The sequence below is a fragment of the Oceanihabitans sp. 2_MG-2023 genome (assembly GCF_030547245.1).
In the GTDB taxonomy this organism is placed as follows: domain Bacteria; phylum Bacteroidota; class Bacteroidia; order Flavobacteriales; family Flavobacteriaceae; genus Oceanihabitans.
In genome coordinates, this window is record NZ_JAUOQT010000002.1 from 424,392 (window position 1) to 450,804 (window position 26,413).

Below are 26,413 nucleotides of genomic sequence, written 5' to 3' on the forward strand. Positions count from 1 at the left end.
AAAGATACTTACTATTTAAATAATAAAAATGTCTTTATTTTCTTTTTATGTAAAAAATATTGCAGAGAAACTTTTAGGACTCCCAATCCATAAGTCATACTTCGATTAAAATTAATAGAGGAGCTTTCGCTGGAATATTTGGTAGGACAAGTAATCTCAGCAATTTCGAATCCTTTATTAAAAATTTGACAAAGCATCTGATTATCGAAAATAAAATCATCTGAATTATTCTCTAAAGACAATGCTAGTATCACTTCTTTAGAAAATGCACGAAAACCGGTATGGTATTCCGATAATTTTTGTCCGATAACAATATTTTGAAATAAGGTTAAAAAACGATTTGCTATATATTTATACATTGGCATTCCTCCTCGTAAAGCGCCTTTACCCAAAATTCTAGACCCTAAAACTACAGGGTAAACATTATTAGCAATTAAATATGCCATAGAATGAATAAGCTTTGGTGTGTATTGATAATCTGGGTGTAACATAATAACAATATCACCACCCAAAGACAATGCTTTATCATAACAACTTTTTTGATTTGCACCATAGCCTTTATTATGCTTGTGGTGTAAAACATGTTTTAAGCCTAAATTTTTAGCAATTTCTAGTGTTTTATCGGTGCTATGATCGTCTACTAAAACCACCTCATCTACAATATCAAAAGGAATTTCCTCGTATGTTTTTTGAAGTGTTTCCGAAGCATTATAAGCTGGTAAAACAACAATTATTTTTTTTGAATTAATCATATAATATCATCCAGTCGACAAAAAAAGAGTCGTTTTTTTTATCCTGGTCAATTTAACAACTATATTTATATGCGCAAAACAAAACTACCATTGAAATTTCGAAAAATTACAAAACCTTCCAATTTAAATATTGTATTTATTGCAATTCCTTTATTAGGTATTTTAATTCTCCGATTTTTAAATTTTGATGGTCTTTATGGTCAGGATTCTTATGAATACCTTCGCTATACAAAAGCTATTCAATCCTATCTTTTAGGAGGGGAACATCCTGGAACGTTTTTTTGGCCAATTCTATATCCTTGTATTGCAGCTTTTTTTGGTTTCATTTTTGGCAGTGCTACTTTTGGTCTTCAATTTTTAAGTAGTATTAGTCTTTCTATTGGTTGTATTTATATATTAAAAACCATACAACTACTCTATCCAAAACAACAATATCCTTTTTTATACGTGCTTGTTTTTGGGCTTTTTTGCCCTTTCTTTTTTAAAATGGGGTTAATTGTTATGTCGGATGTAACTGCTGCTATGTGGATAGCCATTTGCTTTTATTACTTCTTTAAATCACATAAACAACAAACGTCTTTAGTTCCTGTATTTTTATTTGCTACCTGTGCTTTAATAACGCGTTATGCTTCGTTAATGATTACCTTTCCTGTTATTTGTTATGCATTGTATTTAGCCATACAGCGAAAAGCTATAAAGCAAGTTATATATGCTATTTTATTAAGTGGCTTAGTATTTATTCCGTTTTTAGTATTACAATGGAATGCTCTTTTTGAAGCTACTTCTAATTACTTTTTAAAATTGTGGTCTCCATCTTATTTCTTTAAATCTAGTTATACAACACAAGATGGATTTCAAAGCTATCCGTTCCCAAATGGATTATATGTACTGTACGTTATTTTTCATCCAGGGTTTATATTTATAGGTGTTCCATTACTGTTTGTGGCATTAAAAAACTATAAAAAACAAATCGAATTCCCGCAGAAAATTCTTGGTATTTGCATTGCTTTATATCTAATTTTCTTAGCAGGAATACCGTTTCAAAATCCAAGAATCCTAGGCCTTATTTTTTCGTTAGTTTTAGTATTTCTATATCCTTACTTCTCTATACTTTTAAAAATACATTGGATAAAAAAATACGCTTTACCTTTTGCTGGATTAGCATTTGCGCTTCAATTATTATTTTGGATGAGAACTTTTTCACCTATTTATAAAAGAACCTTATTAGAAAAAGAAATCGTATCAATGGTTGCTCCATATCAAGGTAAGACTTTATATAGTTTTGATGTTGATCTTTCTTTACAAGGTAGAGGAATGCATTTTAATTACAAAAATCTATATTTAGAACGTTATACCGATTTCAACACGAAAGACCTTGTGCTTTTTTATCCGGAAAAATTTGAAGTACAATGGAAAGATAAGAACCCAATAAAAAACTGGAATTACATTAAAGAACATTACCAATTAAAAACATTAAAAGAAGATGTTAGTGGTTGGAAATTATATGAAATCATAACCAAAAAAGAAAACTAAACACTTATGCTTTGGATGCGAATAAAATATCGTTTGGGTTTACTTTATAAAATATTGCTATTTAAAATAGGTCTAAAAAAATGGCTGCTTAAAGATAGGTATGGTGAACGTATTTTAGTTTTTCATGGTATTGATAGTATTGGAGAAACCAAATACAATAGTCGATTTATTTCTAAATTCTTTTTTGAAGCTTTTATAAAACACATTTCAACCCATTACAATGTAATTTCTTTAGATGATTTTTATGCCAAGAAATTCAAAAAAAACACGCTTAATATTGCTATTACTTTTGATGATGGTCTTCTCAACAATTACCAAAATGCACTTCCTATATTAAAAAAATATAAAGTCCCTGCCTGTTTTTACATCACTACAATTCATGAAAAAGCGCCATATTTATGGGCCGATTTTTTAGATTTAGTTTCAATTCACACTAAAAAAGAAGAAATAGTATTCCAAAATAAAGCATATATAAAAAACCAGAAAAACGAATTTACACATCAAAATGTTTCCTTAAAAAACATTGCCAAAACTATTACATACAAAGATATTGCATTGCTATATGATATTTTTAAAGAAGACTGGAACGCATTGCCCAAAGAAGAACTAAACGAATATTGGGAATTAATGTCTCCCGATCAAATTAAAGAAATTGCAGACCACCCTTTATTCACCATTGGCTCGCATGCTGAAACACATGCAAGTTTGATAAATATTTCTGTAGCAACAGCAAAGGAAGAAATTTTACAAAGCAAAAAAAGTTTAGAAAACATTTGCCAACAACCTATTGAAGAATTTGCATTTCCTTTTGGCTATTACACCGAAGAATTAGCCAAATACTGTCTTGAAGTAGGATATAAAAAAGTATTATTGGTAGATTACAATATAAAATCTCATGCAGAAAATGAAGCATTAAAAAATCGTTTTGTCATGAATCCATACATTACTTTAGAACAGCAATTGGCTTGTTTACTAAAAGGTTCTTATTTTTAAAATATGATATTTAAAGAAATATACCGTCTAAAACGCGTAGATAACAGTGACTTTCCAGCTATTAAGGAGCTTTTTTGGAAAGTATTTAAAAAGAAAGTATCCTTAAGCTACTTACAAAACAAATACAATACTTCATATTTGGGCGTAAAATATATCTGTAGCATTGCTTATCACAACAAAATCCCTGTTGCTTTTTACGGTGCAATTCCACAAAAATTCAAGAATAAGGATTCCGAAATTCTAGTAGCTCATGCTTGCGATTCTTATACATTAGCAGCGCATCAACGAAAAGGGTTGCACTATGAACTAGCAAAACTTGCCTATGCTATTATGAAGGAAAACAACATGAAATATGTGTATGCTTTTCATAGTGAAAACACTTATTATAGCACCAAAAAACTAGGTTGGAAAGAGCACAAACACATGCAACGATTTCATATAAAAATCTTTACGTTACCTGTTGGGAAATTATTAAACAAATTGAATTCCACAAACCTATATAATCCTTTTTTTAAACAAAACGTTTCACAAGATGCCTTAAAAAAGTTAACTTCTAATGACAAAGAAAAATTTCAACTGCATGTTACACAAGATTTCATTAAGTATAAAAACAGCTTTAAAAGTCACTATTGCGTAGTACTAGAAGGATGTGTTTTTTGGTTGAAAATTCAAGCAATTATTCATGTTGGACAATTTTATGCGCCTTCTGAAAAAGCACTACAAAAAGCAATTATAAAACTAAAACAAAGAGCATTTCTCTTAGGTATTAGCGAACTCCTTTTTCAAGTGGATTCAAATTCTATCATGGCAAAACAACTGCAAACAATTGTACAACCTAAAGAATCTTGGCTAGTTGGATACTTAGATTTTGACCCGAAAATCAATTTAAAAGACTTTATATTTACCTATTCAGACTTAGACACTTTTTAGTATGCAAGTACAGCTTAAAAATCATACATTTCAAATTGACCCAGGACAGAACAAACATTATTGGGCGCATATAAATGCTACAGACTGGGAACCTCATACCTTTGCTATTTTTAATAATTTTATAAACGAAAATTCTATTGTACTAGATATTGGCGCTTGGAGCGGTGTATTAACTTTATATGCTGCAAAAACTGCAAAAATGGTTCACGCAATAGATCCTGACCCAGTATGCTTTAAGGAATTAAATAATAATGTGGCGTTAAATCTAGATGTTGCTAAAAAAATAAAAACCTATAAAACAGCTATTTCAGACAAAAAAGAAACCTTGCGTTTGTCTGCTCGTGAAACTTATGGCGCTTCGTCTAGCAGTATTTTAGAGCGTAAACGCGATACAGAAAATTCGCTAGAAATAGAAACTACAACCCTAGTTGATTTTTTAGAATCTGCCAAAATTGAACATATAGATTTCATTAAAATAGATGTTGAAGGTGCAGAGTTTAGAATTTTACCAACCATTAAAAAAGCATTAGAAAAAGTAAATTATCCAACCTTATACATTTCTTTTCATTATAGCTTTTTAAATGAAAACATGTATTTTAAAAATATTCCTTCTGCATTTTTTAATAAAGTATTATTACGCTTGGAAAACACATTTGGTTTTTCGCTATTTAAAAATAAAATCCGTAAAGAAACAACTAATCTTTATAACGATTTAAAAGCATACACTTACATTTACAAAACTAACGGAACACGCATCTCTTTTGAAAATTTAAAACAAAACCCTAAATTGATTAAAGAAACGGACTTAGTGTTTTCTAATACAGAATGGCATTCCCTAGACACTATAAAACATTAATTTACAAAGAATAAGCAACGTTTTTTTGAAGGCAAAAAATCAACATATCGTTTTTTTAACTCCAGGATTTGCAAGGTCTGAAAACGACTCTACGGTAATTCCTGCATTACAAGTGTATCTTAAAAGTATTAAACAAGCATTGCCTAATAGCAAAATGACATTGCTTTCCTTTCAATTTCCTTTTACTAAAAAACCTTATAAATGGAATGGCATTTCGGTGATTCCTTTACACGGAAAAAACAAGCGTATTTATAAATTATGGACTTGGAAAAAAGCTTTGCGAAAATTAAAAACTATGCATCATCATCATCCTATAACTACAATTCATAGCTTTTGGATTGGTGAATGCGCAATGATAGGAACAAAATTTTCAACCAAATACAATATTCAACATATTGTAACTGCAATGGGACAAGATGCTAGTTTGGGCAACTCGTATGCAAAGCGATTACAAAACACTAACGCAACACTGGTTTCTCTCTCTAAAAACCATCAAGAGCTTATAACTAAAAACTATCAGCTAAAATCGAAGTGTATTCCTTGGGATATTGATACATCTTCATTTCCTGAACTGCAAGAAAATACCATCGATATTTTAGGTGTTGGCTCCATTAATAGAGTAAAAAACTACACTAGTTTTATAAAGATAATTTCTAAATTGACACAAGAATTCCCTAACCTTAAAGTATCTATTATTGGTGAAGGAGAAGAGCGAAATAAGATAAACAAGCAAATCAAAGAAGCAGCGCTTGAGAATACAATTTCACTTCTTGGGGAGCTACCACGAGCGGAAGTTTTACAAAAAATGGCACAGGCAAAACTCTTTTTACATACAAGCTCTTATGAGTCTTTTGGCTTTGTTTTCTCTGAAGCATTATATTCAGGAATGCAAATTGTATCTAATAATGTTGGCATTGCAACAGCAATGGCTGAATGGGAAATTTGCACTACCGAAACAGAAATAATTACAGCTTGTAGTACACGAATACGCAATACCAAAAACAAAAAAAAGCGCGTACTTTTAAACGCAAAAAATGCTTGTGTATCTTCATATTTAGATTTGTATCATGAATAGAATAATAACAATAGGACTAAATACTGCTCGAGGCTTTGCTAGTCCTGTGTTTAATTTTTTGATTGCCATTCTAGGAATTAAGTTTTTTGGCAAAGAAAACTGGGGAACATTGATTAATGTGATGCTTTGGATTTTCTTTATTGTATTTTCTATAGGCTGGGGTAATAGAGAATATCTAATTCGCGCATACAGCAAACAACCTTCTAAAATATATTACGCCTTTTACTCTAATTTATTTAGCAGAAGTTTACTCTTACCTTATGCATTGTTATTGTTTATATTTTTCCCAAAAAACATAGCTTTACTTGCTGTTATAATGGTAATACTGATGCATTTATACAATGCAATGGATAGTCTAGTGGTATATCACCAAGTATTTAGCGCACAGTTAATTGCCGAAGTTTTAAGTTTTACCACAATTATATGTGGTATCTTTTTAAGCACCTCCTTTAACTTAGAATCTTTTTTACAATGGTATTGTCTTGCTTTTTTAACTAAAATAATATGCTTAATTATTGCGCTTAAACTCTGGAAAGAAAAATTATCTTTTACCATCTCTTTAAACGAACTTAAAGCTGGAGCATCTTTCTTCTTATTAGGCCTTAGCGGTTGGCTTGCTTCAAAAATAGATGTTTATATTATTGACTTTTATCTTCCTAAAGCACGTTTATCTGAATATCAATTACTTATTACTGCTTTTTTAATGCTACAAGCTTTGTCTGCCTATTTAATTATTCCGTTTACAAAACATCTCTATCGCCTATCGGATGATGTTGTAAAAAAAATGCAAAAAAAACTTTATATTATTGCCGTACCTTTGGTGAGTATTGGTTGCTTTGCTATATATATCGTAATGGAATACTTTGTGAAATTACAACTCCATTCTTGGTATTATTGTATTGGAGGGCTGATTGCCTTGCCTTCATTCTTTTATACTTTAGACATTATGAAACTCATGAAAAAGCATCAAGAACGAAAAATAATCCTTGTAAACTGCATTGGATTTGTTGTTAATTTCATTCTTATCTTAATTCTAATTAGAACCTATGAAATATATGGTGTTTTATTAAGTGTTTGTATTTCGCAATGGGTAACACTGTTTATCTACAAGCTTACCGACAAAAAAAGCACAATCTAGTAACTATTCTTTTTTTCGGCTAAAAAGATGTAAAACTTTACTAATAAAGTCATCATTTATTCCTAACAGTCCTTTTAACCAACTATAAAGTGCTATCATTTTTTTATCTAACCATATAAAAACGGACTTCAAACCATCATCTGGTCTCGCTTTATAATTTGTAGATCTTCTTTTAAATGCACCCGGCTTTTCTTCGGTAAAATAATATAGTGCTATCGATTTTCGTGTTTCTCCTTCTGGGCAGGTAATTGGTTCTGGGAAACCATGATACGAATCTTCATCGGTATTAAAAATAGCAATCCTATTAAATATTGGCGCAATGGTAACTTTACATGCAGACATGTCTTTTTCCCATAATTCTAAATCTCCACCATAAGAAGCTTCCCATCCTTTATTAAGATAAACCAATACATTCACTCTTCTTCTCCAAGTTTTTTTATGTGGATGTACCGTAAAATCGGCATGAATATTTAAATAACCACCACGTTCACTTTGATGAATACCACCTCCTTCAATAGTCGTATCTGGAATAAGATTAGAAATTCCGGTAAGCGCCTCTAGGTAAGCTATAAATTTTTTTGAATTCAATTCGGCAATAAGACCATCTCTAATATACTCAGGTATTAAGTCTAGTTTATTTAGTCCATGCTTTTTTTCATTCACATGCACATAATGAATCCATCCTTCCTCCTTTATCTTTGGAAAAACTGCCAATGTTTTTTCTGCTGCTTTTTCCTCTAAAAAATCATCAAATACAATATGTGGATAAGGACTTGCTTTTTGATACTTTTCTTGATCGGCTAATAAGGATCCTTTCCATTTTTGATAATTAAATATCATATAATAATATTGCGTTTTTAGGTGTATAAATGTACTAAATAAATTAATAATGCTACAATTACTTTTAGCTACAAATATTCGCTTTAAGTATAGACTCTGTTATATTTTTATTTACTTTGCGCAAACTTTTTTGATGAAATTTTTACGTCTACTATCCATTAACGCTTTGGTATTACTGCTACTTCTTAGCATTGTTGGAACGGTAGCTTATTATTCTCAGGTAAGAAGAATTAAAACCTTTTTTAAACTTACTGGAGAAAACCATGTTGCCTATTTACAATATGACTCTACAGCAATGTTTGTACACAAACCAAATATTAAAGTGTATGAAAACTGGGGGAAACCTAATCAAAAATTTAATGGAGAACGCAGAACCAACAATTTAGGGTTTAGGGAAGACCATGATATTTTAGAAAAAAAGGAAAACGAGTATCGTATTTTAGTAACTGGAGACTCCCATACAGATGGTGCATTACGATATAATAATCAGTCTTTTATTAATGTTTGGGAAAAACATTTAAACAAAGCAGATAGTGCAACTATTTATAATGGTATTAATGGTGGAACCGCATATTATACCTTTAGAAACTACTTAGGCTTTATTAAAAAATATAGTTATTTAAAACCCGACATTTACCTTATTAATATCTTTACAGGAAACGATTTTAGGGAAACTTTTTTATATGAAGACAACCGAACAAGTTTTAATACTATTTATAAAAATTTAAACTTGCGGTTAAAAAAGAGAATATTAGCTATAGGCGCTAAAAAATTTCCTTTAACACAAGGAATAGATCAAACTTTATATTTTAAATCCTTTCCAACCGATAAAGAAAAAGCTTTAGTTATTGCAAAGAAATATCTATTAGCCATTAAACAGTTATGCGAAAAAGAAAATATTAGGCTTATTGTTACTTTATTGCCTTCAAAAACAGAAACGAATGCATCTTTTAAAGAAGAAATAAAGGCAAACTATACCATTAGCGAAAAAGACATAAACACCAATTTATATATCACAAATTCTTTGATTACATGGCTAAATACCGAAGCTATTGAAAACTTCAATTTAACACCGGTTTTAAAACAAGCCAATGAAAAAGTTTTTTGGGATCACGATCTTCATATCAATGATAATGGACACCGTATTATTGGAGAATATTTATTTAATAAAGTAATTATAGAAAACTAGACTTTCTTTTTTTTTAGTTTAATGAACTATCTAAACTAGCATCATAAATCACATATATCTTTCCTTTTCCAGGAAACCATTTAGTATAGCTGTGTTCACCAACAATTACGTCATCTTTTTTTGGATTAAATACTAAAGTATATATAGGAATTATATTTTCCCACCATGCATCTTGTGTTTCCGAAAAATGATGCCAAGTCGTAAATTCTACACCACCTTGAATATGATTGATAGAAACTCCCTTTTCTTGCAATCCTTCTAATACTTGCCAACGTACGCGATTCCAAGATAAATAATCGTGTGTAGCAAACACCGAAAACCAAGTTAATACACCCAAAAATAGCATTGTAAAATATTTAGATGTTTTACTAAGACCTAGTTTCTTATCTCCAAATAAAAATAGAATAGTAACAGGAAATAAAGGCAGTAAATACCTATCATAAACACCCACAATAAGAAACGGACTTAAATACACAACTACAAATACAAAAGCAAGAATAACAATAGGTGAAACTGTTTTTTTATAAAAAATAGCGAGTAGCATTATTCTGGATTTCAACAATAAAGCTACACTACAAAAAACACCAATTGCGGTAATTAGTAGCCAAAATAGACGTGGTGCTTTATTTGAAGGTGCTTGCGTAAAGTCACTAGTATTATCTACTATTAAAGTTGTTGGGCCCACTCCAAAGTCTATCCAAATATTATCCAAACTCGGAAGCACTTTATTCATTTTTACAATAAACACCATGACTAAAACTGTCCAAATCGTTATTGCTATTTTTACTCCTTTAAATGTATTGTTCTGAATATAAATAAAATATAATGGCGCCATTAAAAAGCCCAAATACGCCATACTTGTGAGAAGGTAGGTTGTTGTAAGCTTAATTAATTGGAAGTTTATATTTTTAAGACTAGTTATTAACACATTAAACTTAGAATTGTATCGCTCTTGCAGTAAGCCATTAACTTCCATATAATAGGAAAACCATAAAGAAAAAAGAAGCAATATGAATAATGGAGCAACTGCTTTTATACTGTTTTTAAGTGTTATTTTTTTGGATAAAATTACTGTTAACAACCACACTATAGGAAAAACTATTGCTAATTGACGAATTAAAAAGGCCCAAATACATAAAAATAATGCCCAAATAATTGGCTGCCATTTATTTGTTTTTAAAGCTTTACTGGAAAAATAAAGAATCCAGATAGTTAGGCAATAAAAAGGTACATCTGTCATAAATGAAAAAGAAAGCGACAGAAAAATAGGATTCACCATACACAAAACGGCAGTAAATAGCGAGATCCAACGCGAAACATTGGCCAGTTTACAAAGTTGATAAACGCCTAATATCGTTGCAAATCCCATTACTAATGTAGAAAAACGCAATATTGTAAACGAAAAACCAAAGATTTTAGTAAAAAAATAACCCCAATACACATGACTCACCAAAGTCATTTCGCCCCAATTATACAGTTTTAAAGAACCATCTTCATATAATGTTTTTACAGATTTCGCATAACACCAATCGTCATTTAATGGAAAATCACCAATCGGATTAATGACTAAAATAATGATAAGCCACAACAATAAAAGCCCGAATTGATCTTGGTATTTTTTAAGGAATATCATTTGTTTTTATAATATGAAAAATACGATGAAATCTGTTCTTGCGCAAAGGCATTTCCTGATGGGCTCCAATGACCATCACAGGATAAAAATAGTGCTTCATACTCCTCCTCTGAAAAACTTTCTGTTTGTGGCAATAAATCTAAATATTCTACATTTACTGCATCACACACTTTCTTTAATTGCTCACCAAGCGGATTTTCTTTATGTTCTCGATACGCTTTTATTTCTTTAGCAATAGGAATAGTATACACCATTACCGGACGATCTCCTGCCAAACGTTTAATTTCTTCTATACAATATCGCATCCTAAGAAGTTGTGCTTCTGAAAAATTGAAATAACTAGGTACTTTAGAAGGAGCTAATAATTTATCTTTTGGAATAGCTCGCACATTTCGCATCACACGATAGTAGCGATACATGTTATAAGAATACGTGTAATTCTTTAGTGCTTTATAAAGAAAACGTTGCCTTCTAGGTTGTGCTTTAGACTTATGAATGCTATCTGTATGATATACGAATTCATAATTTGGATAGGTATCTTTTAAAAATGGTCGATACCTGTTGCTACCAAAACGTAAACCAATTTCATAATCATCATCAATAAAATCATTGGCAGGCAAAATACTTACTAAAACTGCATCGTGCGTGTACTTTTTCGCTAAGGTATTATACATTACCAGATATTGTGTAGGCCCAAAATTTCCCGCTAAACCGAAGTTTAAATGTGGAATATTTAAATCTTTTTCCAGTAAATTTGTTAAGCGATCCTCTACATTTACACCAACCCCTTCAACAAAAGAATCTCCTAAAGTAACAACACGGTTTGAAGAAGCATTAACTTCTCGTTCTACATCGCGAAAACCTTTTGAGTTGGAATGATATACTACATCAAAGCAATATTTTTTTTGTTGATAGGAATCATTAGGCAGATGCAATGTTCCAAAATCTTCATTTAAATCAAACCAAAAATTCTGTGTGTTTTTAAGTGTATATGTGGGCAATTCTATCTTAATTTCCTGAACACGAATATAAATAGCCAAAACAATTTCTAGTAACAAAAAAGTAATCCCGACAATAACAATCATACTTTTTAATGGTCTAAAAACATACTTTTTTAACAAATTAAATCTTTTTAAAATGGACATGAAAGAAACAAATATACAGCGTCTATACGTAGATTCTTCATCAAAAATTAAAAAATAATAAAATATACTTGATAGATACACTTCATTTTTTTAATTAAAATGTAAATTTGAAAAACACGACATATATTTCAACACTTAATTCCCTGCATACATAAAACAGAAACAAGGCATTATGAACACTGCTACAATAAAAAAAATCAATAAAAAACTGCTTCCAAACAACTATATGTTTGCTCCAGAATGGATTATTTTAGGTGTAAATAATGTATGTAATCTACATTGTAAAATGTGTGATGTCGGGACAAAAAGTTTAGATACCAATTTTGCTCAAAATTTAGTTGGCACCCACCCTATAAATATGCCATTACCTTTGATTGAAAAAATTATTGATGAAATGGCATTTCATTTTCCTAAAACAAGACTGGGATATGCATTTACAGAACCATTGGTATATCCCCACCTAGAAGCATCTTTAGAATATGCTAAGAAGAAAAACATACAAACTTCGATTACAACAAATGCTCTAGTACTAAAACAAAAAGCAAAGATTCTAGCGAAAAACAATGCTACTAATTTATATATTTCGCTAGATGGACCGCAAGACATTCACAACGAAATTAGAGGACATAAAAAATCGTTTCAAAAAGCAGTAGAGGGCATGGAGGAATTGTTCCGTTTACAACCAAAAGCTTCCGTATCCGTATTTTGTGTTATTACAGAATGGAATATTGGCTATCTAAAGGAGTTTTTAGATTTTTTTAAAGCATACCCATTGGGTCAAATTGGATTTATGCATTCTAATTTCACAAAACAACATATTGCAGATACGCATAACGAAATTTGGTCACAATCATACCCTGCAACTAACTCTAACGTGGATGAAGTTAATATTGATAATTTTGATTTAGATGTACTTTGGGAAGAAATTGCAGCAATTAAAGCTGCTACTTATAATTTTCCAGTAAGTTTTTCTCCGGAAATAGCATCTAAAGAAAAACTTCACGAGTTTTATCACAAGCCTGAAAAGATTATTGGAAAAATGTGTAATGATGTATTTACAAGTATTATGGTTAAATCGGACGGAAGTATTATTCCTTCACATGGAAGGTGTTACAATATAGAGCTTGGAAATCTTTATAAAAAAAATTTAAAACAACTTTGGAATACCCGAATTTTAAAGAAATTAAGAACAGACTTACATAATGCTGGCGGATTATTTCCTGCTTGTAGCAGATGTTGCAGTGCATTTTAACAATGAAACAAATAAAATTTAAAATTTTATCTATCTTAATTGGCATTTCTCTTAGTTTTCTAATGGGAGAACTTATTGCAAGAGTCTATTTTTTTGGTGGAGCAGCTTTTTCCTATTCTCGTACAAATTCGTTTGGTATTTTAGATAATTCTGGATTATTAAAATATTCCAATTCCGACCAATTAAAATATGAATTACTTCCAAATTTAGATACAAAATACAAGCTTGTCGATTTTAAAACAAATGCGGAAGGTTTTCGAGATCGGGATCATGAATTGAATGCAAATACTACTAAAATAGCTGTTTTAGGGGATTCTTTCACCATGGGAACTGGTGTAAAAGAACAGGAAACATATGTATATCAAACAGAAAGAACATTAAACAACTCCAATAAAAATGAAAACTACGAAGTGTTCAACTTTGGCGTTTCTGGATATGCATTATCAAACTACATAACAATTTTAAAACGAAATACCTTAAATTACAATCCAGATTTAGTCGTGATTGGCTTTTGCGCATCTAACGATCACTTTGAAATTGGTACAGATTTCTCATTAGAAGATTTCACCATTAAGCCAAAGAAAAACGTTTTTTGGGATTCGTATATTAAAAAGCTATTACAAATCAAGTTAAAAGCAACAGCAACCGAACCTGTTTCATACAACACAGCAAATATAAACTACATAGACAAGCAGTTTAAAACGCTTCAAAATATTTTATCACAAAACAACAGCAAAGGTCTCATTTTTTATCTGGATTTAGTTTATGATCCGATTCGAGTTGCAACAATAAAAAAACTTTCCGAAAAGAACAATTTACTGTTTTTAGATGTTTCTGAATTTTTTCAAAATAAAAACCTATTTAAATATATTGTGAATGAATTAGATCCACATCCTAACGGAAAAGCCAATCAAATCTTTGCTGAGAAGCTTTCAAGTTATATTTTAGCAAATAGTAATATGTAAATTACAATGCAAAATGTGTAATGTTCATATAAAAAAATAAATATGCTTTTTCAAAATTTAATAGAGGAACAGCGGATATTTTTTAATTACAACAATGTTATTAGTTACATGATTTTTAGACCTAAAATAAAAAAAATTGAAGATTCATTTATTGCTAGATTGCGATGTTCTGTAATTGGAGAAGGGATGTTAAATGAAGGAAATATATTTTTAATAGATCACGCTATTAGAAATATGCCTGAAAATGGAATCACTTTTGAAATAGGTGTTTACGGCGGATTATCGACAAACTTAATTTTACATCTTCTAGCAAAGTACAACAAAGAGGTATTACATTATGGCTGTGACGCGTGGATATACAAAGGGTTTAAGGATCATCTTGGAGTGGTAGAAAACCACATAGATGGCAAAAAAGAAATCGAAAGGACGGATTATATGAATTATATTAAAAACTCTTTTATAAATGCCACAACTTTTCTAAACCCAAAACATTTACCTTTTATATGTCACTCAACATCCGATAGTTTTTTTAATAATTGGAACACAAAAAAACAATTTACAGATGTTTTTAATAGAGATTTTAATTTAAACTCAAAAATAGCTTTTTGCTATATTGATGGAGATCATTCTTATAATCAAACAAAAATGGATTTTAATAATGTTAACCAAAAACTTTTAATTGGCGGCTATGTTTTAATTGATGACTCAGCTAAAGGATCTCATTTTGGCAGTGCCAAATTCATTTCTGAGATTTTAAAAAACCCGCAGTTTATAAAAATATATAGTAATCCTAATTACCTTTTTAAAAAAGTAAAATAATGGAAAATAAAATTATCATTTTTAACCCAAGAAGTGCCAATGCAAAGCATCGCTTACCCAATACGATCATCCAGGTTGGTGCGGCAATTCATGGGAAATATGAATATGTTTTTGTAGACGGTAATATGGAAACAGACCCATGGGAAACTATTTCCAATTATTTTGCCACGGGAGAATTTAAGTATTTTTGCCTTACAGTAATGCCTGGACCACAATTGAAGCAAGCTATTCCTTATGCAAAAAAAATTAAAGAATTATATCCTGAATCGATTAATATTTGGGGTGGATATTTTGCTTCTAACCAACATAAGGTATGCTTAAATTCGGGGTACGTAGATTATATTATTAACGGACCTGGAGATAATACATTCCCACAATTATTAGATGTTTTAGAAGGAAAAAGTGACGAAAAATTACTACTAATTCGAAACTTAATTTTCAAAAATGAAGAAGGAAAAATCATCGAAACAGTAAAAGAAGCCTTACTAGATCAAGACACCTTACCAGCATATCCATACGAATACTTCAACACTTTCTATCCTTTAAAGAATTACTTAGCTAAAACTTTTATGGGAAAAAAAACATTTGCATATCATTCTAGTATGGGTTGCCCATTTAGTTGTTCCTTTTGTGCTGTTGTACCCATTTATAATGCAAAATGGAAAGCGAAAAAGGCAACTACTATTTATAAAGACTTTAGTTATTTTAAAAACAAATACAATATTGATGCTATTGAGTTTCATGATAATAACTTTTTTACATCCAAAAAACGTGTATTAGAATTTTCAAATCTAGTACTAAACGATAATATAGAATGGTGGGGAGAAGGAAGAATCGACACTATTAATAAGTATTCGGATGAAGATTTACAACTAATGCGAAAAGCTGGTTGTAGAATGATGTTTTTAGGAGCCGAAACAGGTAATGATGAAGTACTAAAACAAATGAATAAAGGCGGAACACAATCTGGTCAAATGATTAAAGATTTTGTGTTACGTATGAAAAAGGCAGATATCATTCCAGAACTTTCCTTTGTTTTGGGGCTACCAGGAAAAAACGAAAAAAAGGTTTATGAGCAAATTCTATGGGATATTAATTTTATTAAAGAAATAAAAGCGATAAACCCAGATGCCGAAATAATAATCTATTTATACAGTCCAGTTCCTACAGAAGGTTCTGAATTGTACCAACAAATTGTAGATGCTGGTTTTTCATTTCCAGAAACATTAGAAGAATGGATAGCTCCAAGTTGGGAGAAATTTGATTTACGAAAAAACCCGTTAACACCTTGGCTAAAACCATACATGATCGATACCATTCAAAATTTTGAAACGGTCTTAAATGGGTACTACCCTACTGTTTCAGACTTTAGAATAAAAGGTTACAAAAAAAGTTTACTAAAACTAGTTTCTGGTTATCGTTTTAAATATGGTTGGTATAAATTTCCCTATGAAATTAAATTACTTCATAAAATCTGGAAATACCGCCAACCAGAAATTGAAGGCTTCTATTCAGAATAACATATAGAAATATGCTTAAAAAATTAAAAAAAATCATATTTCCAGTTGCAAAGTTAGCGTTTAACACCTATCACTTAAAGCAAAGAAAATACAGCTATGAAAATATTGAGGTAGCTATTAGTGCCGAAGTATTTCCACCTCACTTTACCATTAGTACAAAAATTCTTTTAGATTATATAAAACCTATTAATCTGGAAAACAAATCGTTTTTAGAGCTTGGTTGTGGTTCCGGAATCATATCGTTATTTGCAGCTTCTAAAGGCGCAAGAGTAACTGCTTCTGACATTAATCAAGTAGCAATTGACGCCTTAAAAGAAGCTTCCATTAAAAATAAAATCGCATTAAATGTTTTATATTCTGATTTGTTTGAAAACTTAGAAGACAGGACATTTGAGTATATTTTAATAAATCCTCCATATTATCCCAAAAAACCAAAAAACGACAAAGAACGCGCTTGGTTTTGCGGAGAAGATTTTGAATATTTTAAAAAGTTATTCTTTCAATTACAACATCATATTGCTCCAAACACTTGGATGATTTTATCGGAAGATTGCCAAATAGAACACATCAAACAAATTGCCAATAACAACGGTTTATCTTTAGAGTTGATTTTAAAAAAGAGTGTTGTAAAAGAGAAAAACTTTATCTTTAGTATTCAAAAATCACAATAGATTTGCAAAACACTTCACGAAACATACTGCTAGATATTTTAAAAATTATTGCTGCTATACTTATTATTGCTGTGCATTGTGGTTTTTTATTTGACTATGATAAAATGGCATATCATGTAACGTGCAACGGCTGGTTTCGAATTCCAATTCCCTTCTTTTTTTGTATAAATGGATTCTTTCTTTTTGGCGTATTTCAAAATAATCGCATAAAAACCTGGGCAAAACGTGTTGGAGTTTTATATACAATTTGGATGCTCATTTTTGTTTATTTCTGGATAATTCCCGTACATGAAAATCCCATAAAAACTATTCCTACACTGCTATTTGGTTTTAATCATTTATGGTATTTAGCGGCACTCTTATTAGGTGGCTTATTGTTATATTTAATCCGTAAACATTCTAACACCACCTTACTTGTTATTGCTATTACTTTGTATTTAATAGGTTACACCATTCAAACTTTAAGTAATTTTGCTGTTTTTAATACATCTCCTATTTTAGCAAAACTAATCGATTTTCCACCAATACACCGTAATTTTCTATTTTTCGCATTACCGTTTTTAAGTATTGGGTATGTAATTCACCGAACAGAATTTCATTTAAAATTTAATAAAAAGAAAGCGGTAATACTTTTAGCCATAAGTTTTTTATTACTTACTGCAGAGAGTTTAATTAATTATTATATAAACGCAAATGCATCGTTTAATATGAGTATTTCCTTTTTATTATTAGGGCCAATACTATTAATTACTTCTTTTGCTTTTACGCTTCATTCTAATATAAATAGTAAAGTTTTATCCTCCTATTCTATTGCGCTATATTTAATTCATCCTTTAATTATTATTTTGATTCTTAGTTTTTTTGAATTAAAATCAACACCTTTAGCTTTTCTAACCATTATACTTTCTGGAATTGGAAGCCACCTTTTAATTCTGCTCAATAAGAAATTAAAATATATCTTATAATTTATTTTATCTGTGAAAAACAAAATCAAAGTCATCTATACATTATTCATAAACATGATAATCCTTTTTCTTTTTTTAGAAATTGGATTGGGCATTTTTTATAATTACCACGACAAAAGTGGTATTGATGGAAACACCGAACGTATTATCGCTTCTGGCTTATATGAAGGTGATGATTTGGATAACGAATCCATTAAAGAAATCTTCAGAGAATTACGTCAACAAGACATGAAATGGGAACCATACTTGCATTATCGTTTTAAACCAATGAATGGAAAACACAATACAATTTATGAAAACGGGCTCCGTAAAACAGTAAACCCTAGTTTGAAAGACTCGGCAACAGCATTAAAAATATTTTGTTTTGGAGGTTCTACCATGTATAGTTCTGGAGCACGAGACGAACACACCATACCCTCCGAATTATCTAAATTAATTCATAATAATTTTCCAAGCCAAAATTTAGAAGTTACCAATTTTGGTTGTCATGGTTATACGCGGGCTACAGAGAATATTCAGCTACAAAGAGAATTAATTAAAAACAATATTCCAGATATTGTAATTTTTTATGATGGCGTAAACGAAGTTATTTCAGGACACCAAAATAACGAAGCTGGCACTCCAACAAATGCATACAATAGACGAAAAGAATTTAAAATTGCACATAGTTACAAAAAGCGTATTTCATTAATGGTATATTCTAGTAATTTACATAGATTCGTTACTACAATGCAGCGTAAAATATTTACAAATTCGGCATACAAACAGCTAACTGCTCGTCCAGATGCGTTGGCTACTGATATTGCCGAAACGTATATTGGTTACGTTAAAATTTCTAAAAATTTAGAGAATGCTTATGGTTTTAAAGCGTTTAATTTTATGCAACCGAATATTTTTTCAAAGAAAAATTTAACAGAAGCAGAACAAGGATATTTTAAAAGCCAGCAGTATTATGAAAACTTATACAAGTTATCTTATGAAACTGTTAGAAAAGATTCATTAATGATTACAGATTCAACGTTTGTAGATATTAGTGATGTATTTGATAACGCAAATAAAACTACATATTTCGATTTCTGTCACACAGGAGAATTTGGAAATAAATTGGTTGCTAAAAAAATGTTATCCTATATAAAATCGGAATTGACACTAAAAATGAATAAAAACGAAACAGTACCAAAAACGGAATAATAAACAATAAAAAGGGTATTAATTAAAAGGTATTTGACTTTGTAAAAAACTATGTAACACAGTGTTTCCGCTCTTATTAATATGTGGATCGTTTACAAAATACAACCTGTTATTTACTGTGTCTTTAGATTGAAAAAATGGTAACGGGTTTATATGTGTAACATTTTTATAGTTACTTAAATCTCTTTTTGCCTCACTAAAAAAAGGATACTCTGGATTTTGAATTGCAGCCTTTTCTTGAAACGCTGCTCCAAGTTTTATCATGCTTTGGTAATAATAATCACCTACTTGTGCTTGATGAGGAATCCATACTATATAAACAGGTACATCTTGAGGAACTGTATCTAAAAAATCTTGCATATGCTTTAGCCAAGACAAATAACGTTTCTTAAAACCGCCTTTTAGCATTAACATATTATCTAAATAATAAGCGTCACTTTTTAGAAATCGTTTTGTACGAATATCATAAAAACTGCTATCAAACTCTTTTTTTAATATTCCGGAAAGCCTAGTTTCTGTCTTTACATTAAGAATTGCTAATCGCTGATTTAAATAACCCAAACTCAAAAAATGATCGGAAGCTTCCCAGTACAAGTTTCTAGAAAAAGAAAACTTTTCTAAATCCCATAAGTGATTTACATCTATCAAATCATTTCCAACATATACTTGATATAAAATTGCTTTCGGCGTATATCTTTTAATTTTTTTATCTGCAAAAGTATTAACCTGTCGAATGCCAAATCCAGGAACACTAAAATTTAAAACCGAGGAGTCAGGTCGGCTTTCCCTGAGCATGTCTACATAATTAATCTCTTTAGACGTTGCAGAAAAAGAATCGCCAAATACCATGAGATCTATATTTGTAGCATCTAAATCCTTTTGGGAATTTAAACCGTTTGTTTGTGCGCTATAAAAATCAATAACATGATATCTATAAGCCATTTCAAACAAAAACAAGGTTAGAAAAGCTACAATTGCTATCTTAAATATTAGTTTACCAGTTTTATTAAATAGCTGCATCCCATTAAAACAAGGTATACACAAAAGGTGCTATTACAGAATTCTCCGCAAAAACAACAAGTAATGTTAAAAGAACTAACACAATGATAATAGGAATTAACCAGAATTTTTTTTGCTCTATTAAAAAAGCTCCTAATTGTTTTAAAGTTTCGTACTTACTCATAATTAGCTTAGTTTTTTATAATCAATTTTTCTATCCACAAGTACCCACGCAGCCTTATATGTTTTTTCTTTTTTAAACAATCTTAAAAGAAGTGATATTGGTGAAAAAAGAGTAAAATAAACAATACCCATAATAAAATAGCTTGTTACAAATCCTAAAAGCTCACCTACTAACAACCATAAAGTTAAAAAAGGTAAAAAAATACGCTTTAAAGTAAAAGTAATAAGCAATATTAATAATAGGCTACTGCCAATAAAAATCTGACTTTGGTTTAATACAAGTCCATTTTTATAAATAGATATTCCTAAAATAATAAAAATTACAAACGCAGACAAATAACCAAACTCCTTCTGTTTCTTTGGGGATTTACTTGTCTCTATAATCTTAGAAAGTGTTGTTTTAATCCAATTCATAATTTTCACTTACAATTAATTGTTGATCTACTTCTAAATTATCCTTTTTTTGCAAAATAAAATTCCCTAAAACTAACAAATCCATTTTGGTATAAAAGAAACACCTTAAAGCATCTAAAGGAGATTCTACAATTGGTTCTCCCCGCACATTAAATGAAGTATTAATTAATACAGGACAGTTTGTTTTAGATTTAAAATTATGTATCAAATTGTGTAATAACGGATTTTCAGTTTTATTTAAAGTTTGAACTCTTGCCGTATTATCTTCATGAATACACGACGGAATTTCTTTCTTCTTGTCACTTTTTACTGTAAACAACATGTATTTTGAAACTACATGTTTCATATCAAACCATTCGTTACAATCTTCTTCAAGTACAATGGGAGCAAATGGTCTAAAACCTTCTCTAAATTTAATATTTAAATTAACATGTTTCTTCATGTCTTCAAATAATGGGCTAGCCAATATACTTCTATGTCCTAATGCCCTTGGGCCAAATTCCATTTCGTCTTGAAACCAACCTACAATTTGTTTTTGCTGTAAAGCGGAAGAAACCGTATCGCAAAGAGTAGCATTATCTAATTTTTGATATGTTAACTTGTAGGTGCCAAGATATTTCTCTATATCTTTATTACTATAAGAAGAACCTAAGTAAGCTTGATCATTTAAAGAATCGTTTAAAAATACTCTTTCTTTTTTTAAATGATGATTCCATCCAATATAGGCTGCACCAACAGAACATCCAGAATCTCCTGAAGCAGGTTGCACCCAGATATTATCGAATATATACTTTCCTAAAAGCTCGCCATTTGCTTTACAATTTAAAGCTACTCCACCAGAAAGGCATAAATTATTTAAACCTGTTAATTCTTTAGCATGCTTTAATACAGTGCATATAATATCTTCAATAACCGCTTGAATGGAACAAGCTATATTGCAATAAAAATCTTCCATCTCTCCATCTAAAGCTCTTTGCTTTTTCCCAAAAACATCACAGAACTTAGAGTTAATGGTCGATTTTCCTTTTTCAAAAGAAAAACAATTCAAATTTAATTCTACTAAACCAGAAGCATCATAACTAACAATATTTTCTAAAATAAGTTGTTTGTAAATTGGTTTACCATAAGGTGCTAACCCCATTAATTTATACTCTCCAGAATTCACTTTAAAACCACAATACTGAGTAAATGCAGAATATAACAAACCAATGGAGTGCGGATAGTGTTGTTCTTTTATAATTTCTACGTTGTTATCTTTACCAACAGAAATAGAAGTGCAAGCTTTTTCTCCTACACCATCAATAGTAACAATTACAGCCTCTTTAAATGGTGAAGTAAAAAAACTACCTGCTGCATGTGCTTCATGATGTTCACTATAAATAATCTCTCCATTGTAATTTAATTCGTCTTTTATAATACTAGAAACCCAAAGTTTATTTTTTAACCAGGACATCAATGTTTTTTTAAACAAACTAAATGTAAATGGAGCTTGGTTTAATAGTGTATTAATGATGCGATCGAATTTAATAAATGGTTTTTCGTAAAAAACAATTAAATCAATATCGGAGATGGTAAGTTTATTTTCCTTTAAGCAAAAATCTATCGCTTTTTTTGGAAAAGACTTATCGTGTTTAATTCTAGAAAATCTTTCTTCTTGAGCTGCAGAAATTAATTTACCATTGTGTATTAAACAAGCAGCTGCATCATGATAGAAACAAGAAATACCAATAATATTCATAGAAAAGAATCAATAATTTACGAATATAAAGTAAGTATATTACAAACTAAAAAATAAAGTAGTAAATATAAAATATTATCGTCTTTTCTTCTTCCCTCTAAACTTTGCTTTATTTTTTCTTTGATTAAAAGGCACAGCATCATTAAAGGTATTTTTGGCATCACCAGTCGGTTTGTTTTTACGCCATCTTTCGGTTTTCTCAGGAAGCAAAACCTGTAGTAAATCTGGACGACCAACTTTATTTAAAGTCTTTTTAATCCATGCTTTATTTTCGTCTTTATACCAAAAGAAAAAACGATGTTGTTCGTCTTTTTCTTTTCTCGTTTTTGGTGTGTTTACTTTTTTAAGCGTATAAGGATGATAACCACTATAATAAATTACAGTAGCTACAGTCATTGGTGTAGGAGTAAATCCTTGTACTTGCTCTAACTGAAACCCCATATCTTTCGTTTCGGCAGCTAGATTAGCCATATCTTCAACTTCGCAAGCAGGATGATTGGATATAAAATAAGGTATTAACTGAAGCTTTAATCCTTTCTTAATATTTATTTTATCAAACCGTTCTTTAAACTTATGAAAATAACTAAACGATGGTTTACGCATCAGTTTTAAAACGGGATCACTGGTGTGTTCTGGCGCAACTTTAAGTCGTCCAGAAACATGCTTTGTCATCACTTCTTCAGTATAATCGTCCAGTTCTTTTGGATCTGCATTTTTATTAAATTCTGGAACTAACATATCGTGTCTAATTCCGGATCCTATAAAGGATTTTTTAACCTTTGGATGTTTATCTACTGCTTGATATAATTCGGTTAACGGCTTATGTGAGGTATCTAAATTACTACATATTACTGGTGAAATACAGCTAGGTGCAACACACTTATCGCAAATGGATTGTACTTTCCCTTTCATTTGATACATATTGGCACTTGGACCTCCAATATCACTTAAATAGCCTTTAAAATCTGGCATATTAGCAACAGTATCTACTTCTTTTAAAATAGATTCTTGGCTACGTGAAGCAATAAATTTTCCTTGATGTGCAGAAATAGTACAAAAGCTACAACCACCAAAGCATCCTCTATGAATGTTGATAGAGAACTTAATCATTTCGAACGCAGGAATTGGTCCACGCTTATTATATTTTGGATGTGGTAATCGTGTATAAGGCAAATCGAATGAAGCATCAATTTCTGCCTCTGTCATGGTTGGATATGGTGGATTTATCATCAACACCTTTTGTCCTACTTTTTGAAAAATACGTCTTGCAGCAAGCTTATTCGATTCTTGTTCAATCACTTTAAAATTCGAAGCGTATTTCTTTTTATCTTTTAAACAAATTTCATGCGAAGCGATTTCAACATCTTCCCAATTACTATTTTTCGGAATTTTATCCTCTTTATTTAAAAGAACTGCAGTTTGATTTACGGTATTTATACTACTAAATGGCACACCTTTTTCTAACAAACGAATAATTTCACGTAATGGTTGTTCTCCCATTCCGTACACCAACATATCTGCTTTAGAGGTTTCTAAAATAGTTGGCAGTAATTTATCACTCCAATAATCATAATGCGTTACACGTCGAAGAGAACCTTCAATCCCTCCAATTAAAACTGGAGTATCAGGCCATTTTTCTTTTAAAATTTTAGAATAAACCGTAGATGCATAATCGGGTCTAAAACCAATATCTCCATTTGGGGTATATGCATCTTTGTCCCGTTTCTTTTTGTTCGCATTATAGTTGCTAATCATAGGATCCATACAACCACCAGTAACACCAAAAAACAATCTTGGTTTTCCAAGTTTTACAAAATCTTGTAGATTATCGTTTACATTTGGTTGCGGAACGATGGCAACACGCAATCCGAAACTTTCTAACAAACGCCCAATTACTGCAGGACCAAAGGTTGGGTGATCTACATAAGCATCACCACTAAATAGGATAACGTCTAGTTCTTGCCAGCCGCGTATTTTAACCTCTTTGTTTGTGGTAGGTAACCAATCTGAAAGTTGTAATTCTTGCATATTGCTGCAAAAATAGTCAAAAAAAGACTCTTATACATTATTATAAAAGGGTTTAGCCTTTTTTTATGTGAATAGATGGATTATGAATCCTAATAAACAGTATTTAATATATTCCATTTTTTTGTTTTTTTAAGAAACCGAGCCAATCAAAATTATAATTTACTATTTACAAATCACTTACCAAATACATTTCATCTAATGAATAATATGCAGGAGTGTTCCATTTTTTTAAAACGGCAACATAATAATTATACGGTTTATGTTGAAAAAATTTTGCTTCTTTTTTATACCATTTCCCGTTGGCATCTTGTTCTAAACCCTTTAATTGATCTTCCATTAAATCACGAGTATCTACTTCTATTTTTGGGTAGGTAAATTTTGGAAGTTCTTTAAGTTCTCCTGTAGGATAATAATTAATATCTGCTACAAATTCAGGCATTACAATTTTCCCAAATTTCAATCCAATAATTTTATTAATTAACCTATTGCTTCCTTTTACATAACCTGTTAATCCTCTTTCAAATAATCTGATAAAAGCATCTTGACCCAACTTTTTAGCTTTAAATTCTTTTTTCCCGAAAAGCCATCCGCTTATTTTTTCTTTTGTAATTAGTTTATCTTCTTCATAATTAAAAGGCATATAAGGCACAGGATCTTCGGCATTTATAATAGAATAACTCGTTCCTTTATCACTAAATCTTGTGTTGTATTCTTCAGAAAATTCTTTATTTCCAGACATGGGCTGTGCATATGCATAGGTTTTATATCTATTCCTTATAGACAATTCTCCTTTAGGTAAATTCTCTAAATATGCTCTTGTCATGGTTGCCAATGCACCACCTTGACTATGTCCGGTTATAATGATGTGGTAGATTCCTTTATTGTTTAATGCTTTAATTTGTTCTTTAATAGCTTCGGAAAGAATGACAATAGTCAACCCATAACCCGCGTGTATTGCTGTATTTTCGCTGGTAGCAAAAGCATAATCATGTTCTTTTTCATCGATAATAATGGTTCCTTTTGCAGGAATCATTGCAGAATAACAATTCTCTACCCAACTAATCATTTTATCTGTAGAACCTCTATAATTAATTATGCCTATGTTATTGTTTTCATAGACTTCAAACTTATTATCCATACTTAAAACATTAGAAGTATAGTGTAAATTAAATTGCTCTGGAATTATAGTTTCGTTAGTTCCATATTGTTTAATAAAATTAAAACTATTGTTCATAGCAATAGTAAAGGTTGCTTCGTTTGCGTTAAAACCAGATTTAAATTGCGCAGAAACATTTAAAGAACTATATAAAAATAGGATGGTTAATAATACTCTCATAAGGATATAACTAATGGTTAAATTAAATATTGTGCATTATATTAAATACAAAAACGATTCCAAAAATGGAATTTATATCAAATGAAATTTAAAGGTAGCATCAAATGATGCTACCTTACTCATGATTAGACAAGTATTTTGGACGTTACCCAACACTCGTTCTTTACTCATTAAAACTATTTATATTAATGAATTCGTGAATATGAAAATTCTGGCAATCACTTTTTTGTCCTGCTTATATAACAGCA

Annotated in this window: 24 protein-coding genes; 14 read left to right on the plus strand and 10 right to left on the minus strand. The window is 30.5% G+C overall.

Annotation, left to right across the window (positions count from 1 at the left end):
* Positions 1 to 11 precede the first annotated feature (11 nt).
* Positions 12 to 752, minus strand: coding sequence for a glycosyltransferase family 2 protein (locus Q4512_RS05760; RefSeq protein WP_303422733.1), 741 nt, complete (start codon positions 750 to 752; stop codon positions 12 to 14).
* A 90-nt stretch (positions 753 to 842) separates the two neighbouring features.
* Here Q4512_RS05760 and Q4512_RS05765 point away from each other — a divergent pair, with 90 nt between their 5' ends.
* The 6 genes from Q4512_RS05765 to Q4512_RS05790 are packed head-to-tail and all read left to right on the plus strand — an operon-like array spanning position 843 to position 7,277.
* Positions 843 to 2,285 carry a glycosyltransferase family 39 protein gene (locus Q4512_RS05765; protein ID WP_303422735.1) on the plus strand — a complete coding sequence of 481 codons (1,443 nt, stop codon included), beginning with the start codon at positions 843 to 845 and terminating at the stop codon, positions 2,283 to 2,285.
* 15 nt (positions 2,286 to 2,300) lie between these two features.
* Positions 2,301 to 3,278, plus strand: a complete 978-nt coding sequence (locus tag Q4512_RS05770) for a polysaccharide deacetylase family protein (protein ID WP_303422738.1) — start codon at positions 2,301 to 2,303, stop codon at positions 3,276 to 3,278.
* Between the two features lie 3 nt (positions 3,279 to 3,281).
* On the plus strand, positions 3,282 to 4,208 hold the full coding sequence (locus Q4512_RS05775) for a GNAT family N-acetyltransferase (protein ID WP_303422741.1): 927 nt from the start codon (positions 3,282 to 3,284) through the stop codon (positions 4,206 to 4,208).
* 1 nt (position 4,209) lies between these two features.
* Entirely contained in the window at positions 4,210 to 5,064 is an 855-nt protein-coding gene (locus Q4512_RS05780) for an FkbM family methyltransferase (protein WP_303422744.1), read from the plus strand.
* 25 nt (positions 5,065 to 5,089) lie between these two features.
* A complete protein-coding gene (locus Q4512_RS05785; RefSeq protein WP_303422747.1) occupies positions 5,090 to 6,139 on the plus strand; it encodes a glycosyltransferase in 1,050 nt (349 codons plus the stop codon).
* The gene (locus Q4512_RS05790) at positions 6,132 to 7,277 is read left to right on the plus strand and encodes a lipopolysaccharide biosynthesis protein (RefSeq protein ID WP_303422750.1); all 1,146 of its coding nucleotides are present in this window, start codon (positions 6,132 to 6,134) and stop codon (positions 7,275 to 7,277) included. The genes Q4512_RS05785 and Q4512_RS05790 overlap by 8 nt, the downstream gene beginning before the upstream one ends.
* 3 nt (positions 7,278 to 7,280) lie before the next feature.
* Here the strand turns inward: Q4512_RS05790 and Q4512_RS05795 are convergent, their stop codons facing one another.
* Positions 7,281 to 8,117: a 2OG-Fe(II) oxygenase gene (locus Q4512_RS05795; RefSeq protein ID WP_303422753.1), complete on the minus strand. Its 837-nt coding sequence runs from the start codon at positions 8,115 to 8,117 to the stop codon at positions 7,281 to 7,283.
* A 133-nt stretch (positions 8,118 to 8,250) separates the two neighbouring features.
* On the opposite strand from Q4512_RS05795, the gene Q4512_RS05800 reads away from it, so the two are divergent.
* The gene (locus Q4512_RS05800; protein ID WP_303422756.1) at positions 8,251 to 9,306 is read left to right on the plus strand and encodes an SGNH/GDSL hydrolase family protein; all 1,056 of its coding nucleotides are present in this window, start codon (positions 8,251 to 8,253) and stop codon (positions 9,304 to 9,306) included.
* Positions 9,307 to 9,319: 13 nt separating this feature from the next.
* Here the strand turns inward: Q4512_RS05800 and Q4512_RS05805 are convergent, their stop codons facing one another.
* Entirely contained in the window at positions 9,320 to 10,939 is a 1,620-nt protein-coding gene (locus tag Q4512_RS05805) for a glycosyltransferase family 39 protein (RefSeq protein ID WP_303422759.1), read from the minus strand.
* A complete protein-coding gene (locus Q4512_RS05810) occupies positions 10,936 to 12,024 on the minus strand; it encodes a hypothetical protein (RefSeq protein ID WP_303422761.1) in 1,089 nt (362 codons plus the stop codon). The genes Q4512_RS05805 and Q4512_RS05810 overlap by 4 nt, the downstream gene beginning before the upstream one ends.
* Before the next feature lie 232 nt (positions 12,025 to 12,256).
* Here Q4512_RS05810 and Q4512_RS05815 point away from each other — a divergent pair, with 232 nt between their 5' ends.
* From Q4512_RS05815 to Q4512_RS05845, 7 genes are read left to right on the plus strand one after another with little or no spacing between them, the layout of a single operon-like run.
* Positions 12,257 to 13,336, plus strand: coding sequence for a radical SAM protein (locus tag Q4512_RS05815; protein ID WP_303422764.1), 1,080 nt, complete (start codon positions 12,257 to 12,259; stop codon positions 13,334 to 13,336).
* A gap of 2 nt (positions 13,337 to 13,338) precedes the next feature.
* Positions 13,339 to 14,301 (plus strand): SGNH/GDSL hydrolase family protein, encoded by a 963-nt coding sequence (locus Q4512_RS05820; protein ID WP_303422767.1) that lies wholly within the window; start codon positions 13,339 to 13,341, stop codon positions 14,299 to 14,301.
* A 42-nt stretch (positions 14,302 to 14,343) separates the two neighbouring features.
* A complete protein-coding gene (locus Q4512_RS05825) occupies positions 14,344 to 15,120 on the plus strand; it encodes a class I SAM-dependent methyltransferase (RefSeq protein ID WP_303422770.1) in 777 nt (258 codons plus the stop codon).
* Positions 15,120 to 16,640, plus strand: coding sequence for a radical SAM protein (locus tag Q4512_RS05830; RefSeq protein WP_303422773.1), 1,521 nt, complete (start codon positions 15,120 to 15,122; stop codon positions 16,638 to 16,640). The genes Q4512_RS05825 and Q4512_RS05830 overlap by 1 nt, the downstream gene beginning before the upstream one ends.
* 11 nt (positions 16,641 to 16,651) lie before the next feature.
* On the plus strand, positions 16,652 to 17,311 hold the full coding sequence (locus Q4512_RS05835) for a methyltransferase (protein ID WP_303422776.1): 660 nt from the start codon (positions 16,652 to 16,654) through the stop codon (positions 17,309 to 17,311).
* Positions 17,312 to 17,313: 2 nt separating this feature from the next.
* Positions 17,314 to 18,276: an acyltransferase family protein gene (locus Q4512_RS05840; protein ID WP_303422779.1), complete on the plus strand. Its 963-nt coding sequence runs from the start codon at positions 17,314 to 17,316 to the stop codon at positions 18,274 to 18,276.
* 54 nt (positions 18,277 to 18,330) lie between these two features.
* Positions 18,331 to 19,467 (plus strand): hypothetical protein, encoded by a 1,137-nt coding sequence (locus tag Q4512_RS05845; RefSeq protein WP_303422782.1) that lies wholly within the window; start codon positions 18,331 to 18,333, stop codon positions 19,465 to 19,467.
* A gap of 18 nt (positions 19,468 to 19,485) precedes the next feature.
* On the opposite strand, the gene Q4512_RS05850 is transcribed toward Q4512_RS05845, so the two are convergent.
* The 6 genes from Q4512_RS05850 to Q4512_RS05875 form a co-directional block, all read right to left on the minus strand.
* Complete coding sequence (locus Q4512_RS05850; RefSeq protein WP_303422785.1) at positions 19,486 to 20,487, minus strand: hypothetical protein; 1,002 nt, start codon at positions 20,485 to 20,487, stop codon at positions 19,486 to 19,488.
* Positions 20,488 to 20,491: 4 nt separating this feature from the next.
* On the minus strand, positions 20,492 to 20,650 hold the full coding sequence (locus Q4512_RS05855; protein WP_303422788.1) for a DUF5989 family protein: 159 nt from the start codon (positions 20,648 to 20,650) through the stop codon (positions 20,492 to 20,494).
* A 2-nt stretch (positions 20,651 to 20,652) separates the two neighbouring features.
* A complete protein-coding gene (locus Q4512_RS05860) occupies positions 20,653 to 21,063 on the minus strand; it encodes an SxtJ family membrane protein (protein ID WP_303422790.1) in 411 nt (136 codons plus the stop codon).
* Positions 21,050 to 22,801 carry a carbamoyltransferase gene (locus tag Q4512_RS05865; protein ID WP_303422793.1) on the minus strand — a complete coding sequence of 584 codons (1,752 nt, stop codon included), beginning with the start codon at positions 22,799 to 22,801 and terminating at the stop codon, positions 21,050 to 21,052. The genes Q4512_RS05860 and Q4512_RS05865 overlap by 14 nt, the downstream gene beginning before the upstream one ends.
* Positions 22,802 to 22,876: 75 nt before the next feature.
* Positions 22,877 to 24,829 carry a YgiQ family radical SAM protein gene (locus Q4512_RS05870; protein WP_303422796.1) on the minus strand — a complete coding sequence of 651 codons (1,953 nt, stop codon included), beginning with the start codon at positions 24,827 to 24,829 and terminating at the stop codon, positions 22,877 to 22,879.
* A 166-nt stretch (positions 24,830 to 24,995) separates the two neighbouring features.
* Entirely contained in the window at positions 24,996 to 26,165 is a 1,170-nt protein-coding gene (locus Q4512_RS05875; protein WP_303422798.1) for a lipase family protein, read from the minus strand.
* Between the last annotated feature and the right edge of the window lie 248 nt (positions 26,166 to 26,413).

Bases quoted from the DNA above. Each gene is read 5' to 3' on its own strand.
- Q4512_RS05770 (WP_303422738.1), top strand. From the start codon at position 2,301: ATGCGAATAAAATATCGTTTGGGTTTACTTTATAAAATATTGCTATTT.
- Q4512_RS05860 (WP_303422790.1), bottom strand. From the start codon at position 21,063: ATGAATTGGATTAAAACAACACTTTCTAAGATTATAGAGACAAGTAAA.
- Q4512_RS05780 (WP_303422744.1), top strand. From the start codon at position 4,210: ATGCAAGTACAGCTTAAAAATCATACATTTCAAATTGACCCAGGACAG.
- Q4512_RS05865 (WP_303422793.1), bottom strand. From the start codon at position 22,801: ATGAATATTATTGGTATTTCTTGTTTCTATCATGATGCAGCTGCTTGT.
- Q4512_RS05870 (WP_303422796.1), bottom strand. From the start codon at position 24,829: ATGCAAGAATTACAACTTTCAGATTGGTTACCTACCACAAACAAAGAG.
- Q4512_RS05805 (WP_303422759.1), bottom strand. From the start codon at position 10,939: ATGATATTCCTTAAAAAATACCAAGATCAATTCGGGCTTTTATTGTTG.
- Q4512_RS05845 (WP_303422782.1), top strand. From the start codon at position 18,331: ATGATAATCCTTTTTCTTTTTTTAGAAATTGGATTGGGCATTTTTTAT.
- Q4512_RS05790 (WP_303422750.1), top strand. From the start codon at position 6,132: ATGAATAGAATAATAACAATAGGACTAAATACTGCTCGAGGCTTTGCT.
- Q4512_RS05815 (WP_303422764.1), top strand. From the start codon at position 12,257: ATGAACACTGCTACAATAAAAAAAATCAATAAAAAACTGCTTCCAAAC.
- Q4512_RS05835 (WP_303422776.1), top strand. From the start codon at position 16,652: ATGCTTAAAAAATTAAAAAAAATCATATTTCCAGTTGCAAAGTTAGCG.
- Q4512_RS05850 (WP_303422785.1), bottom strand. From the start codon at position 20,487: ATGCAGCTATTTAATAAAACTGGTAAACTAATATTTAAGATAGCAATT.
- Q4512_RS05760 (WP_303422733.1), bottom strand. From the start codon at position 752: ATGATTAATTCAAAAAAAATAATTGTTGTTTTACCAGCTTATAATGCT.
- Q4512_RS05830 (WP_303422773.1), top strand. From the start codon at position 15,120: ATGGAAAATAAAATTATCATTTTTAACCCAAGAAGTGCCAATGCAAAG.
- Q4512_RS05800 (WP_303422756.1), top strand. From the start codon at position 8,251: ATGAAATTTTTACGTCTACTATCCATTAACGCTTTGGTATTACTGCTA.
- Q4512_RS05795 (WP_303422753.1), bottom strand. From the start codon at position 8,117: ATGATATTTAATTATCAAAAATGGAAAGGATCCTTATTAGCCGATCAA.
- Q4512_RS05825 (WP_303422770.1), top strand. From the start codon at position 14,344: ATGCTTTTTCAAAATTTAATAGAGGAACAGCGGATATTTTTTAATTAC.
- Q4512_RS05875 (WP_303422798.1), bottom strand. From the start codon at position 26,165: ATGAGAGTATTATTAACCATCCTATTTTTATATAGTTCTTTAAATGTT.
- Q4512_RS05820 (WP_303422767.1), top strand. From the start codon at position 13,339: ATGAAACAAATAAAATTTAAAATTTTATCTATCTTAATTGGCATTTCT.
- Q4512_RS05855 (WP_303422788.1), bottom strand. From the start codon at position 20,650: ATGAGTAAGTACGAAACTTTAAAACAATTAGGAGCTTTTTTAATAGAG.
- Q4512_RS05810 (WP_303422761.1), bottom strand. From the start codon at position 12,024: ATGATTGTTATTGTCGGGATTACTTTTTTGTTACTAGAAATTGTTTTG.
- Q4512_RS05775 (WP_303422741.1), top strand. From the start codon at position 3,282: ATGATATTTAAAGAAATATACCGTCTAAAACGCGTAGATAACAGTGAC.